15 protein-coding genes are annotated in these 14,066 nt (G+C 64.8%); 5 read left to right on the top strand and 10 right to left on the bottom strand.

All coding sequences use genetic code 11. The features are described from left to right. Positions 1-50: 50 nt before the first annotated feature. The 9 genes from ATF69_RS22150 to ATF69_RS22110 all read right to left on the bottom strand — a co-directional run bounded on the left by ATF69_RS22150 (position 51) and on the right by ATF69_RS22110 (position 10,142). Positions 51-1,058, bottom strand: coding sequence for a PfkB family carbohydrate kinase (locus tag ATF69_RS22150; RefSeq protein ID WP_146872311.1), 1,008 nt, complete (start codon positions 1,056-1,058; stop codon positions 51-53). A 28-nt stretch (positions 1,059-1,086) separates the two neighbouring features. Then, complete coding sequence (xylB, locus tag ATF69_RS22145; RefSeq protein WP_146872310.1) at positions 1,087-2,571, bottom strand: xylulokinase; 1,485 nt, start codon at positions 2,569-2,571, stop codon at positions 1,087-1,089. 127 nt (positions 2,572-2,698) lie between these two features. Beyond that, on the bottom strand, positions 2,699-3,634 hold the full coding sequence (locus ATF69_RS22140) for an AraC family transcriptional regulator (RefSeq protein WP_056743668.1): 936 nt from the start codon (positions 3,632-3,634) through the stop codon (positions 2,699-2,701). A gap of 29 nt (positions 3,635-3,663) precedes the next feature. After that, the gene (gene dalD / locus ATF69_RS22135) at positions 3,664-5,067 is read right to left on the bottom strand and encodes a D-arabinitol 4-dehydrogenase (RefSeq protein WP_146872309.1); all 1,404 of its coding nucleotides are present in this window, start codon (positions 5,065-5,067) and stop codon (positions 3,664-3,666) included. Between the two features lie 19 nt (positions 5,068-5,086). Next, positions 5,087-5,821, bottom strand: a complete 735-nt coding sequence (locus tag ATF69_RS22130; protein WP_146872414.1) for an SDR family oxidoreductase — start codon at positions 5,819-5,821, stop codon at positions 5,087-5,089. A gap of 17 nt (positions 5,822-5,838) precedes the next feature. Beyond that, positions 5,839-6,882, bottom strand: coding sequence for an ABC transporter ATP-binding protein (locus ATF69_RS22125; protein ID WP_146872308.1), 1,044 nt, complete (start codon positions 6,880-6,882; stop codon positions 5,839-5,841). Between the two features lie 46 nt (positions 6,883-6,928). Beyond that, entirely contained in the window at positions 6,929-7,774 is an 846-nt protein-coding gene (locus ATF69_RS22120; protein ID WP_056067136.1) for a carbohydrate ABC transporter permease, read from the bottom strand. A 15-nt stretch (positions 7,775-7,789) separates the two neighbouring features. After that, positions 7,790-8,653: a carbohydrate ABC transporter permease gene (locus tag ATF69_RS22115; protein WP_146872307.1), complete on the bottom strand. Its 864-nt coding sequence runs from the start codon at positions 8,651-8,653 to the stop codon at positions 7,790-7,792. 157 nt (positions 8,654-8,810) lie between these two features. Further along, positions 8,811-10,142, bottom strand: a complete 1,332-nt coding sequence (locus tag ATF69_RS22110) for an ABC transporter substrate-binding protein (protein WP_099729859.1) — start codon at positions 10,140-10,142, stop codon at positions 8,811-8,813. A gap of 439 nt (positions 10,143-10,581) precedes the next feature. On the opposite strand from ATF69_RS22110, the gene ATF69_RS22105 reads away from it, so the two are divergent. After that, on the top strand, positions 10,582-10,875 hold the full coding sequence (locus ATF69_RS22105; protein WP_146872306.1) for a DUF4148 domain-containing protein: 294 nt from the start codon (positions 10,582-10,584) through the stop codon (positions 10,873-10,875). A 55-nt stretch (positions 10,876-10,930) separates the two neighbouring features. Then, positions 10,931-11,224 (top strand): hypothetical protein, encoded by a 294-nt coding sequence (locus tag ATF69_RS22100; protein WP_056067132.1) that lies wholly within the window; start codon positions 10,931-10,933, stop codon positions 11,222-11,224. Positions 11,225-11,329: 105 nt separating this feature from the next. On the opposite strand, the gene ATF69_RS22095 is transcribed toward ATF69_RS22100, so the two are convergent. After that, positions 11,330-11,842 (bottom strand): GNAT family N-acetyltransferase, encoded by a 513-nt coding sequence (locus tag ATF69_RS22095; protein WP_146872305.1) that lies wholly within the window; start codon positions 11,840-11,842, stop codon positions 11,330-11,332. Positions 11,843-11,954: 112 nt separating this feature from the next. Here ATF69_RS22095 and ATF69_RS22090 point away from each other — a divergent pair, with 112 nt between their 5' ends. The 3 genes from ATF69_RS22090 to ATF69_RS22080 all read left to right on the top strand — a co-directional run bounded on the left by ATF69_RS22090 (position 11,955) and on the right by ATF69_RS22080 (position 14,028). Continuing rightward, positions 11,955-12,824, top strand: a complete 870-nt coding sequence (locus tag ATF69_RS22090) for a thymidylate synthase (RefSeq protein WP_146872304.1) — start codon at positions 11,955-11,957, stop codon at positions 12,822-12,824. 74 nt (positions 12,825-12,898) lie between these two features. Beyond that, positions 12,899-13,507, top strand: a complete 609-nt coding sequence (locus ATF69_RS22085; RefSeq protein WP_056743682.1) for a DUF4337 domain-containing protein — start codon at positions 12,899-12,901, stop codon at positions 13,505-13,507. Between the two features lie 32 nt (positions 13,508-13,539). Next, positions 13,540-14,028 carry a dihydrofolate reductase gene (locus tag ATF69_RS22080; protein WP_146872303.1) on the top strand — a complete coding sequence of 163 codons (489 nt, stop codon included), beginning with the start codon at positions 13,540-13,542 and terminating at the stop codon, positions 14,026-14,028. Positions 14,029-14,066: the final 38 nt, after the last annotated feature.

Genomic DNA, 14,066 nt, shown 5'->3' with positions numbered 1-14,066 from the left:
AGGGTGCGGGCGCAACCCCCATGTCCGCGCGGGTCTTGGGCTGCGGGATGCTACTGGCTCCATGCGCGGGCAGCCTCCCAGCCCGGCGGCACGCAGCCTTGCTCCATCACGCACAAACTGGCGCTGGCCAGCGCATGGCGCAGCGCCTGCTGGCACGCATCGGCCGCCAGCGCTTCGACAAACCGCACAAAGCTCGCACCACCGGCAGCCTGCGATTGCCGCAGCAAATGCGCTAGCAGCCCTGCCAGAAAGCTGTCGCCCGCGCCCACGGTGTCTACCACTGGCAGCGGCTGGGCCTCTTTGGCAAAACGCTGCACGCCGTTGCGGTGCAGCAGCCAGGCGCCTTCCGCGCCCAGCGTGAGCGCCAGCAGATGGGCCTGTGGGTTCGCGGCCAGCAGGTGCTGCGCGCGGGCCAGGGCATCCACACCAGGCACGGCCAGATGCTCCAGGTCTTCGTCGCTGGCCTTGATGATGTGGGCGTGGGCCAGCGCGGCGTGCACCGTGGTGCGGTAGGCCGCCAGGTCGGGCATGACGGAGGGGCGCAGGTTGGCATCGACCACCACACAGCGGCCTGCGGCGCGCTGGGCGGCCAGCCACGGCAGGTAGATGGCAGTGTCACGCGCGTCGAGCGCCAGCGCGCCGGTGCACACCAACTGCAGCGCGGGCAAGGCGGCGCAGCTATCGCCCAGACCTGCGGCGGACGCGGCGCGGTCGGCCACGCCTTCGCGGTAGAAGGCGTAGTCGGGGTGGCCATGTGCGTCGAGGTTGACCACGGCCAGTGACGTGACCTGCTGCACGGGCTCGGGCTGGGCCAGCACCACGCCGTCAGCCACCAGTTGCGCAGCCAGTTCACGCCCAAAACGATCGCGCGACAGGGGGTTGAGGTACTGGGTGCCCACGCCTTGGCGGGCCAGCGCACGGCACAGGTTGTAGAGCGCGCCGCCCAGGCACGGCAGGTAGCTGCCATCGGGGCGGCGGATCAGGTCGATGAGGGCCTCGCCGGCAATGGCAGCGTGGATGGGCGCTGTGCCGTTGGAAATCGTGGATGCGGAAGTCATGGACGTTTGGAAGGAAGCAGACAGTGCGTCAGAACTGCGATTGCAGCGCGGGGTACAGCGCGACAAAGCGGGCATAGCGTTCGGCCAGCTGGGCTTGTTGTGCGGGCTGTGGCATGAAGGTAGCGTCAGCGGGCAGGGGCTGGCACCAGTGGGTTTCGTCACCACCGCAGGCCATGGCGGCCAGGCGCGCGGCGCCTAGGGCTGCGGCAGCATGTGCGCCCTGCGGGCGCTGCAGTGGGGTGCCCAGCGCGCTGGCCAGCAGCTGCGCCCAAGGGTTGCTGCGTGCGCCACCCCCGACGAGCGCCAGGGGCGCATCACTCCGACCTGTGTCACTACCCTTCCCCGGCCCTGCGGCGCGCATGGCGTTGAGGCCATCGAGCAGGCCAAAGCCCACGCCTTCCATCACGGCATAGGCCAGGTCCGCCGCTTCATGCTCGGCCCGCAGGCCCATGAACACGCCGGTGGCAGCCGCGTTGTTGTGCGGTGTGCGCTCGCCACTCAGGTACGGCAGAAACAGTGGCGCCTGCGCCTGGCGGCTGGCGCTAAGGGCTCCCACGGCGTCAGACAGTTGCGCCTCGTCGCCCCGCCCCGTGAGCCGGGTGATCCAGCCAAACGCACTCGCTGCACTGAGCATGACCGACATGTGGTGCCAGCGCTGCGGCAGCGCATGGGCAAAGGCGTGCACGGCGCGCTCGGTGGCAGGCGCAAAAGCGTCCGTCACGCGAAAGACCACGCCCGAGGTGCCCAGCGACACAAAGCCCTGCCCCGCAGTACGGGCGCCCACGCCCACGGCACTGGCGGCGTTGTCGCCCGCGCCAGCAGCCACGACGATGCTGTCACCGAGCCCCCAGCGGCGTGCCACATCGCTGCGCAGTGTGCCGGTGGGCGCACTGCCCTCGGCCAGCGCAGGCATGTGCGAAACATCGAGCCCACAGGCTTGCAACATGGCCGGGCTCCAGGCGCGCGCCTGCACGTCCAGCCACAGCGTGCCCGATGCGTCGGACATGTCGCTCGCCATATCGCCAGTGAGTTGCAGGCGCAGCCAGTCCTTGGGCAGCAGCACGGTGCGGATCTGGTCAAACACGGCGGGCTCGTGCTTGCGCAGCCACAGCAGCTTGGGCGCGGTGAAGCCGGGCATGGCGAGATTGCCGGTGATCTGGCGCGAGGTGGGCACAGCCGATTCCAGCTGCGCACATTCGGCGCTGGCGCGGCCGTCGTTCCACAAGATGGCCGGGCGCAGCACCTGGCCCTGCGCGTCCAGCACCACCGCGCCATGCATGTGGCCCGAGAGGCCGATGCCCCGCACCTGCGCCCACGCTGCGGGAGCCTGCGCGCGCAACTGCGCCACGGCAGTCTCCACGGCGGCCCACCAGTCGGCGGGGTGCTGCTCGCTCCAGGTGGGCTGGGGGCGCAGCTGGGGCACGGCGGCATCTTCCGTAGCGACCACAGTATGCGCATCGTCCAGCAGCAGGAGCTTGACACCCGAGGTGCCTAAATCGATTCCGAGGTACATGGGTGATGGACGGATGTCAGTGATTCACAGTGAAAGCCATGGCCCGGCCTTTGCCTTTGGCGGGCTGCGCGCAGGGGTCACGCAACAAGGGCCTCCCCCCCTCTCGGGGTGCAGATCCGGCTGGGGATCAGGAAGTCTTTCCAAACCTTCCAGCGCCCTGCTTGCGGTACTCGCTGGGCGTCATGCCCTTGATGTCCAGAAAGCGGCGGTTGAAGTTGGCCATGTTGTTGAAGCCCACGTCATAAGCAATGTGCGTGATGTAGCGCTCTGTCTCCATCAGCAACTGGCACGCGCGGTTCACGCGCACCAGGTTCACGAAGTCGGTGAAGGTATTGCCCGTGGCGCGGCGGAAGAAGCGCGAAAAGCGGCTCTCCGTCATGCCCAGCTCTTGCGCCAGGTCGGCCGCCGACAGCGGGTCGGCCAGGTGGTCGGTGATGCGGCTCACGATGGCGTTGATCTGGTCGAGCTGGGTGTCGTTGTCCTCGCTTTGCAGCTGCGTGCTCGACAGCAGACGAAAGTCGGTGCAGCGCGCCAAGTCGCTCATGAATTCGCAGAACGCGCCGAACCGGGCCAGCCCCTGGCGCGCCTTGATGCGGTGCCAATGCTCTTGCGCCTGCGCTTCCATGCCAAAGAACTCCACACCGTGGCGCGCGCGCTCCAGCAGAGGCAGCACCTCGCGCAACTCGGGGATGGTTTCGCTGCTGGCCACCAGGGGCGCGTGCGAGAACTGGATCACCAGGTCGCGCAGCGGCACGCCCCCTTCGGGCAGGTCCATGCTGATCCAGTTGTGCGGCAGGCGCGGACCCGTCAGCACCAGGTGGCCGGGCTGGAACTGCCCGATCCAGTCGCCCACGAACACCTTGCCCGAGGTCGCGGTGATCAGGTGCAACTCGTACTCGTCGTGGTAATGCCAGCGCGCCAGCGGCGTGGGAAACCCGTGCGACAAACAACGGATGAAGCCCGCCGTCTCGGGCGACTCGTAGCCCAGAGCGGGCGAGCGCACATAGTCGTGCTCCAGCTCGGGCTTGGTCTGGCGCGGGGCGATGGGCATCTTCACGGTCATGGCGATAGTGGGCTCAAATTACACCAGCATCAGGCGCCTGTCCGCTCCGCCACAAAAGCCAGCACGCGGGCATAGGCTTTGCGCAACGCGTCCACCAGTTGGGGGTGGCTGGCCATCTCGCCCCACAGGGTCGTGTCGGCCGCAAAGGCCGCCACAGGGTCAGCGGCATCGCAGATGGCATGGGCCACGGCGGGGTCCATGGCCTGGTCCTGGTAGCTGTAGGGGATCTGCCCCGCGTGCCAGCGCTGCAGGTAGGCCAGGAACAGCGCGGGCAGCATGGCCACGCTGTCGAACGACGCGTTGCGCGCCAGTCGGTCGCGGATGGTGGGCGCAATCATGCCGGGGATCTTGGAGAACGCATCCATGGCCACGCGCTGGTTGGTGTCGGCGATGGCAGGGTTGCCGAAGCGGTCCAGCACCACGTCGCGGTACTGCTCCAGGTTGATGGGGCATGGCTGCTCTGGGGTGTGGAGCACCGGGATCGCGTCGTCGGTGACGTAGTCGTAGGCCATCTGGCGAATGGCCGCGTCGTGTGTGCCTTCGTGGATGTACTGGTAGCCCGCCAGCGTGCCCGCCCAGGCAATGCAGCTGTGGGTGGCGTTGAGCAGGCGGATCTTGGCCTCTTCATGGGCCTGCACCGACTGCACCATCTCGACACCGACCGTTTCCCACGAGGGGCGGCCTGCGATGAAGTCGTCTTCGATGACCCACTGGATAAAGCTTTCACCCATGAGTGCGGCCTTGTCGCCCCAACCCGTTGCAGCCTTCACGCGCTCGGCCACATCGGGCGTGGGGCGCGGCGTGATGCGGTCCACCATGGCGTTGGGGCTGGTGGTGTTCTGCTCTACCCACTCTTTCAGTGGCGCATCGCCCAGCGCCTCGATGAACTGCAGCAGCCCGCCGCGCGAGCGGTCGCCGTTGTGGCGCAGGTTGTCGCAGTTCATCAGCGTCACAGCGCCCGCACCGGCTGCCCTGCGCGCGCGCAGGATGCTGACCAGGCCGCCATAGATGGTGTGACCTGCCTGGCCCGCCTTCACGGCCGCCAGGTCGGCGCGCAGGTCGGCAAACGTGGGCCAGTCCAGCTGGTTCTGTGCATCCAGGTAGTAACCCGCTTCGGTCACCGTGAAGCTGATGATGCGGGTTGCGGGGTCGGCGCCCATGGCAATCAGCGGGGCCAGGTCGTCCTGGTAGGGGATCACCCGCTGGATCGACTCGATGACGGTGTAGCTGCGCTCGCCTTGGGGGGTGACGGTTTCGAGCGTGTAGCGTCCATCCTGCGCTTGCAGCGCCGCGATGATATCGGCCATGTCGGGGCGCAGGTTGCCGCCTGCGATGGCCCAACCCGTGTCGCCCTGCTGGCGCAATGCGTGAACGTAAACGGCCTGGTGAGCGCGGTGGAACGAGCCCAGGCCCAGGTGCAGGATGAAATTCATGGTGCGTGACTGCAGGTTTCTAGAGATCAAAGTTCGTGGGCATCATCACGACGTCGCGGATGGTCATGCCGCGCGGGCGGGTGAGCATGAAGAGCACCACGTCGGCCACTTCGGAAGCCTCGATGAGGCTGCCGCTGGCCTTGGCCTCGGCGAGCTTCTCCGCGGGCCAGTCGGCCAGCAGCGAGGTGATGACTGGGCCGGGCGAGATGGAGCCCACACGAATACCGTGCTTGAACACCTGGCGTCGCACGGTCTGCACGAAGCAGTTGACCGCCCACTTGGACGATGCGTAGACGGGCTCCCACGGCGTGGGGAAATGCGCGGCCAGCGAGCTGGTGACGATGATGTCGCCCGTGCCGCGCTCGATCATGTGGGGCAGCACGTTGTGCACGTTCTTCATCACCACGTTGACGTTCAGGTGCAGCATGCGGTCGATGGCGTCGGGGTCGGCATCCACCAGGTCGCCGCCCACATACAGCCCGGCGTTGGCGTGGAAGATGTCGAGCTGACCAGCCAACGCCAGCGTGCGCTGCAGCAGGCTGGCGCATTGCCTGGCATCGAGCAGGTCCAGCACCAGCGGCAATGCGCCGGGGCCAATGGCTGCACACGCCTTGGTCAGCGCGGCCTCGTCACGGTCTATCAGCACCACACGCGCGCCAGCGTGGGCCATGGCTTGGGCACTGGCAAAGCCGATGCCCGATGCAGCGCCGGTAACGGCCGCCACCTTGCCTTGAAGTTCTTGTCCGGGGGGCATGGAAGCAGTCATGGCGGTCATACGGTCTGGCGGGCCACCACGCGGCCGTTCGGGTCGAACCAATGGGCGTGCGACGCGTCGATGTCCAGGCTCACCGCATCGCCCGCACGCAGGCTTGTGCGGTCGTTCTGGCGCGCCACAAACTGCGCCCCGCTGGGCGTGCTCACATAGATCAGCGTCTCTGCACCCAATGCTTCCACCAGGTCCACCTGGCCCGGCACCGGCGTCGCGCCGGTGTTGCGCACCGTGATGTTCTCGGGGCGCAGGCCGATGGCGCCGCCCTCCGCCCCGGAGGGTGCCTGCTGTTGTACAGGCGATGGCAGCTGCGGCAAGGGCACCACATTCATCTGCGGCGTGCCGATGAACTGGGCCACGAACTGGTTGGCGGGTCGGTCGTACAGCTCCAGGGGCGTGCCCACCTGCTCGATGACGCCGTCGCGCAGCACCACCACGCGGTCGGCCAGCGTCATGGCCTCGACCTGGTCGTGTGTGACGTAGATGGTGGTGGCGCCCAGGTCGCGGTGCAGCTTGGCGATCTCCACACGGGTCTGCCCGCGCAGCGCCGCGTCGAGGTTGGACAGTGGCTCGTCAAACAGGAACACCTTGGGCGCGCGCACGATGGCGCGGCCGATGGCCACGCGCTGGCGCTGCCCGCCCGACAGCTCCTTGGGCGTGCGCTGCAGGTACTGCGTGAGGTTGAGGATGCGCGCGGCGTTCTGCACCTTCTCGTCGATCACCTGCTTGTCCACCTTGGCGAGCTTGAGCGCGAAGCTCATGTTCTCGTACACGCTCATGTGCGGGTACAGCGCATAGCTCTGGAACACCATGGCCAGGTCGCGCTTGCTGGATGGCTGGTCGGTGATGTCGCGGCCGTCCAGCATCAGGGTGCCACCGTCGGTGGCTTCGAGCCCCGCGATCAGCCGCAACAGCGTGGACTTGCCGCAGCCCGAGGGGCCGACGAAGACGATGAACTCGCCTTGCTGGATGGTGAGGTCGATGCCCTTGATGGCGCGATGCTCACCAAAGAATTTCTCGATGCCGCGCAGTTGAAGGTAGGCCATGGAATCGGGTTCCTGAAATCTTGAAAACTGAGAGGAAAACTGCGGCTTACTTGACCGCACCAAACGTCAGGCCCTGCACCAGCTGCTTCTGGCTGAACCAGCCAAAGACCACGATGGGCGCAATGGCCATCAGCGAGGCGGCGGACAACTTGGCCCAGAACAGGCCCTCAGGGCTGGAGTACGACGCGATCAGCGTAGCCAGCGTGCCGGCCTTGGCGGCGCTGAGGTTCAGGCTCCAGAAGGCCTCGTTCCATGACAGCACCAGGCACAAGAGGCCGGTGGACGCGAGGCCGCCCATGCCCAGCGGCAGCAGCACCAGGCGCACCTCCTGCCACAGCGTGGCGCCGTCCATGCGCGCGGCTTCCAGAATCTCGCGCGGGATGTCCTTGAAGTGCGAATACAGCATCCAGACCATGATGGGCAGGTTGGACAGCGCAAACACGATGATGAGCGCAAGCTGCGTATCGAGCAGGTGGCTCTTTTGCGCCAGCACATAAATGGGTACCAGCGCGCCCACGGCGGGCATCATCTTGGTCGAGAGCATCCACATGAGGATGTCCTTGGTGTACTTGCCCTTGAAGAAGGCCATGGCGTAGGCCGCAGGCGCAGCCAGCATGAGCCCCACCAGGGTAGAGACCACGCTGGTGATGACCGAATTCTTGGCGTACAGCAAGTAGTCGCTGCGCTCCTGCACCTCGTGAAAGTTTTCGAGCGTGGGGACAAAGAACAGCTGCGGCGGCACGGCGATGGCCTGCAACTCGGTCTTGAACGCCGTGAGGAACAGCCAACCCAGCGGGAAAAACAGCAGCAGGGCCACGCCCCAGGCAGCGGCAGTGCGCAGGGCCAGCAGGCCCAGCGGGAAGTTGGAGCGGCGTCGTTTTGTCGTTGTCATGAGCGTTGCCCCGTCTTACTTGTCAAGGTTCTTGCCGACCATGCGGATCAGAAACACCGCCGCGATATTGGCCAGCAACACTGCGAACAGCGCACCTGCCGAGGCCACGCCCGCATCGAAGTTGAGCAGTGCCTGCTTGAAGATCAAGAAGGTGACGTTGGTGCTCGCATCGCCCGGCCCGCCACCCGTGGTGGTGTAGATCTCGGCAAAGATGCTGAGCAAAAAGATGAGTTCGATCATCACCACCACCGCCACCGAGCGCGCCAGGTGCGGCACATACAGGTAGCGCAGCTGCTGCAGGTAGTTGGCGCCGTCCATGCGCGAGGCTTCGAGCTGCTCGTGGTTCATGCTCTGCAATGCGGTCATGAAGATCAGCGTGGCAAACGGCAGCCATTGCCACGACACCATGACGATCACCGAGAACAACGGGTGGTCCGTGAGCCAGTCCACCGGGGCCGCGCCGAAGAACATCCACACCTGGGCGAGCACGCCGTAGATGGGATTCATCATCATGTTCTTCCACATCAGCGCGTTCACCGTGGGCATGACGAAAAACGGCGAAATCAACAGCACCCGCACGATGCCACGGCCCGCAAACGGCTCGTTGATGAGCAGCGCAATCGCAATGCCGAACACCACCGTGATGAGAATCACACTACCCAGCAGCAAGATGGTGTTGACCACCGCCGTGCCAAACGACGGGTCGGTGACGAAATACTCAAAGTTCTCCAGCCCGGCAAAGCCGGTCTGGTCCGGCTGCATGAGGTTGTAGCGGATGAGCGAGAAGTAGATCGTCATCACCAGCGGCACGATCATCCACAGGAAGAGCGTGGCCATGGCAGGCGTGAGCAGCAGGCGGGGTAGCAGGCGGCGGTTCATGGGAATTCCGATACAGACTTACACAGCGCAGTGAGGCAAGCGCCCAGTTGGCGTAGCGAGCGGCCCGAGGTGGGGGTGCTGTACCGCAGTCGTACTCCCGTACGGCGAGGAACACCGCCCCCAGATCGGGCCGCGCAGTAGCCCAATGGGTGCTTGCCTATTTGTAGTAGCCGGCCTTCTTCATTTCGCGGTCAGCCGCCACCTGGCCGGCCTTGAGTGCCGCGTCCACCGTCGTCTTGCCTGCCAGCGCAGAACTCATCTGCTGACCCACGGCGATACCGATGGCCTGGAACTCCGGAATGGCCGCGAACTGCACGCCCACATACGGGCTCTTGGGCAAGGTCGAATCCGTGGGGTTGGCCGAGTCGATGGCGGTCTTCTCTGCGGCGGCAAAACGCGCGGCCTTCTGGAATTCCGGCGAGGCGTAGGTGCTCTTGCGCGTGCCGGTGGGCACGTTGGCCCAGCCGTTGGTCTTGGCCACCAGCTGGATGTAGTCCTTGCTGGTGGACCAGGTGATGAACTTCTGCGCGGCGTCGACCTTTTTGGAACCAGCCGGGATGGCCAGATTCCACGACCACAGCCAGTTCGCGCCCTTGGGCGTGTTCATGGTGGGCGCCTGGGCAAAGGCCATCTGGTCGGCCACCTTGGACTGCTTGGGGTCGGCCACGAACGATGCGGCGATGGTGGCATCCACCCACATGCCGCACTTGCCGGAGTTGGTCAGCGCCAGGATCTCGTTGAAGCTGTTGGCCGACGAGCCGGGCGGGCCATAGTTCTTGAGCAGATCGACGTAGAAGGTGATCGCGTCCTTCCAGGGCTTGGATTCGAGCTGCGGCTTCCACTGCATGTCGAACCACTGGCCGCCGAAGGTGTTGACCAGCGTGGTCAAAAACGCCATGTTGTCACCCCAGCCTGGCTTGCCGCGCAGGCAGATGCCGTACACGCCGTTCTTGGGGTCGTGCATCTTGGCGGCCAGGTCCTTGATCTGCGGCCAGGTGGGACGCTCAGGCACCTGCACGCCGGCCTTGTCGGCCAGGTCCTTGCGGTACATCAGCATGGAGCTTTCGCCATAGAACGGCGCAGCAAACAGCTTGCCGTCCACCGTCAGGCCATTGCGTACGGCGGGCAGCAGGTCATCCACGTCGTAGGCAGCATCGGTCTTCAGCTCCTGCAGCCAGCCCTTCTTGCCCCAGATGGGCGCTTCGTACATGCCAATCGTCATCACGTCGAACTGGCCGCCCTTGGTGGCGATGTCGGTCGTCACGCGCTGGCGCAGCACACCTTCTTCGAGCGTGACCCACTTGAGCTTGATGTCGGGGTTCGCCTGCTCGAAATTCTTGCTGAGCTTTTGCATCTCGATCATGTGGCCGTTGTTCACAGTGGCAATCACGAGTTCTGTCTGCGCATGCGCAGCGGCTCCGCACAGCGATGCCGCCAGGGCGGCAACGGCCAGAGCCAGGCGAGTGTGTGGACGAGTGGAACGGTGCATCGGAACGTCTCCTGCGTAGTTGGTATGGATCTGCCATTCAACGCCAGTCGAATCTCGGCATTGATGGGCTGAACGATACCGATGCTCTGATGCTCAGTTGATACTTTGAAAAGCACTACACATACTAAATTTCGCCAGAATCTCAGGATTTATACCTAGTCGCATCAATTGGGTATGTGCATTGTTGGCCTGGGGTGCCCGCCCTGGCGCTGCGGGGCGCTGCGCTCATTTGACCCAAGGGCGCGTCCTGAGTGGGCCTACTGTTTCCAAAACTGGAACAGTCAGTTTGCGACTCAGTGGTTTTTCCATGAACACCATCGGCGTACAGTTCAACCCATCGATGAGCCGAACCCGCAAGGCGACTCACCGAACCCGGTTCAGGAATGGTTTTTGACCCGGCTTTTTTGAGACGCTTTTCAACTTCAAGGACTTATCCATCATGAACAACACCGCACGTTTCCTGTCTATCGCCGCTGTCGCCGCTTTCGCTTCTTTTGGCGCCCAGGCTGACGAAGCCGATGCTTCGCAGTTCGCCACCAAGTTTGAAACCAACCGCACCCGCGCTGAAGTGGCTGCTGAAGCCGCTACCGTGGCCCAGACCCGCTCGATCGAGCCCGCTGGTTCGCGTGTGGTGACCTACAAGTCCACGGCCGACCGTGCTGCCGTGCGTGCCCAGGCTGCTGAAGCAGTGCGCACTAGCCAGATCCCTTCCGGCGAACTCGGCGCTCTGTAAGCCGTCCCGGAATCAACGGACCTCGCCCCCCACCCCATCAAGAATCGAGATCACCATGAACAAGACAACACGTTTCCTGTCCATCGCTGCTGTGGCTGCTTTCTCCGCTTTCGGCGCCCACGCTGACGAAGCCGACAGCTCGCAATTCGCACTCAAGTTCGACACCAACCGCACCCGTGCCGAAGTGGCTGCTGAAGCCTCTACCGTGGCCCAAACACGCAGCATCGAACCCGCTGGTTCGCGTGTCGTGACCTACAAGTCGACTGCCGACCGTGCTGCAGTGCGCGCCGCAGCGGCCGAAGCCGTGCGCACCGGCAAGATCCCATCGGGCGAAATCAGCGCGATGTAAGAACGCGGACCTTCCCGGGTGGCGGCCTCTCACTGTTGTGGACATGTGCCCCCGGACTCTCAGAAAGGGCTCCCATGTGGGAGCCCTTTTTTATAGGCAAAAAGCTCAGGCCACCAGCGTCTTGAACATCACGTGGGCATCGACATAGCCCAGCGTGTGGTGCCGGAAGGCCCCGGGCAGCGTGCCCACGATCGCAAAGCCCAGGTGCTGCCACAGCCGCACGGCGCGCACGTTGCTGGCCACCACCAGGTTGAACTGCATGGCGCGAAAGCCCATGGCCACGGCCTGCTGCTGGGAGTGCTCACACATCAACGAGGCCACGCCCTGCCCCTGCGCGGTCGGCGCCACCACATAGCCACAATTGCACACATGGGCGCCCTGCCCAGGCTGATTCGGCTTGATGAAGTAGGTGCCCAGAATCTCCCCGCCCACGCCCAAGGCGACAAAGGTCGCAGCAGGCAGCTCTACCCAGGCTTTGTGGATCTCGGCCTCGGTGCTGTCGGGGGCAAACGCATACGTGTCTCCCGCCTGGAAGGTGGTGCGCAGGATGGGCCATACGGCGGGCCAGTCGGCAGCCTGGAGGGGGCGGATGGTGACGGGGGTATCGGAAGTCGTCATGGGAAGTGCAGTGGATGGATGGCGAGTCTGGCATTCTCCCGCTCCGCATAAAATCCGCCGTCGGCAACGGCCACCCCTTGATGGCGGCGCCCTACCCTGAGTGATCCATCCCATGACCCAGCCTTCTGCTGCCCCGGCAGTTCCTGCCTTGCCCACCCGCCCCGTGCGCTCCCAGTACGAAGATTTCATGCGCCATGTGTTCACCCACGGCGTGGACAAGTCGGACCGCACCGGCACCGGCACCAAGAGCGTGTTCGGCCACCAGATGCGGTTTGACCTGAAGGAAGGTTTTCCGCTGGTCACGACCAAGAAGGTGCACCTCAAGTCCATCATCCAGGAGTTGCTGTGGTTCCTGACCGGATCGAGCAACAACAACTGGCTGAAAGAGCGCGGCGTGACCATCTGGGACGAATGGGCGCGCGAGGACGGCGACCTGGGCCCGGTGTACGGCGTGCAGTGGCGCAGCTGGCCGACGCCGGACGGCGGGCACATCGACCAGATCAGCGACGTCATCCAAACGCTCAAGACCAACCCCGACTCGCGCCGCATCATCGTGAGCGCCTGGAACGTGGCCGAGCTGCACAAGATGGCGCTCATGCCGTGCCACGCTTTCTTTCAGTTTTACGTAGCCCCGGCGCAAGAGCCCGGCGGGCGCGGCACGCTGTCTTGCCAGCTGTACCAGCGCAGTGCAGACATCTTTCTGGGTGTGCCGTTCAACATCGCCAGCTATGCGCTGCTGACCCACATGGTGGCCCAGCAGTGCGACCTGGAGGTGGGCGACTTCGTCTGGACGGGTGGCGACTGCCACATCTACAGCAACCACCACGAGCAAGTGCAGACCCAGCTGGCGCGCACGCCCTACCCCTACCCTGTGCTGAACATCAAACGCAAGCCGGACAGCATCTTCGACTACGAGTACGAAGACTTTGAAGTGGTGGACTACCAGTGCCACCCTGCCATCAAGGCGCCCGTGGCAGTCTGACCTGACCACTGCACCAGCCAGCCTGCGGCACAGGCCCCGCTTTCACCCATAACCAATACAACGAGCTTCTATCTATGTCTTCCGGCGGATTCCACGTACACGGCCCCCACGACCACGCGGTCGAACATGCCACCCACGGCCACGATGCTGCGCACCACGGCGCGGACCATGGCGGCGGCTCGTCCACCAACAAGATCGCCATGTTCACGGCCATCGTGGCGACGGTGGGTGCCATCTTTGCCTACATGGGCGGCGCCACCCAGGCCAATGCGGGCCTGATGAAGAACGATGCGGCCATCAAAAAGACCGAGGCCTCCAACCAGTGGAATTACTTCCAGTCCAAAAGCACCAAACAAAGCCTGGCAGAGCTGGCCCGTGACCTGACCCCGGCCGAAGCCGAGAAGGTTAAATACCAGGCCAAGATCGACCGCTACGAAAAAGAGAAGAACGAGATCAAGACCGCGGCCGAAAAGCTGGAGGCCGATGCCCACGCCTTCGATCAGCAAAGCGAGGCCCAGATGCACCAGCACCACCGCTGGGCCCAGGCCACCACCGCGCTGCAGGTGGCGATTGCCCTGGCCGCGATTGCGCTGCTGACCAAGAAGAAGTGGCTGGAATACGGCATGTACGGCGTGGCCGCCGTGGGCCTGGGTGTGGGCGCGCTGGCGTTCCTGCACATCTGATCCCCTCCCCACTCACGCACCGAGCGAGCCCCATGCCCCTGCACCTCATCTACGCCCGCGCGGCCAACGGCGTCATCGGCAAGGACAACCGCCTGCCCTGGCACATCCCCGAGGACATGGCGCACTTCAAGCAGCTCACCCAGGGCTGCCCGGTGGTCATGGGCCGCAAGACCTGGGACTCGCTGCCCCCGCGCTTTCGCCCCCTGCCCGGCCGCACCAACATCGTGGTGACGCGGCAGGCCGACTGGCAGGCCGAGGGTGCCCACCGCGCAGGCAGCCTGGCCGAAGCCCTGGCGCTGTGCGACGCAGGCAAAACCGTGTGGATCATTGGCGGCGCGCAGATCTATGCCGAATCCTTGCCCCTGGCGGACTGCTTGGAGGTGACGGAGATCGCCCAGGACTTTGACGGCGATGCCTATGCCCCCGTGCTGGGCGCAGAATGGGTAGAAACCGCCCGCGAGCACCACGTGAGCACCAACGGGCTGCCGTTCAGCTTTGTGACCCGTGTGCGCCGCGCCTGACGCTTCTGCCTCTTCCCTCATTCACTCACATTTTGATA

The organism is Acidovorax delafieldii, from assembly GCF_007993815.1.
GTDB lineage: Bacteria > Pseudomonadota > Gammaproteobacteria > Burkholderiales > Burkholderiaceae_C > Acidovorax > Acidovorax delafieldii.
This window is presented reverse-complemented; position numbering and strand designations above follow the sequence as displayed.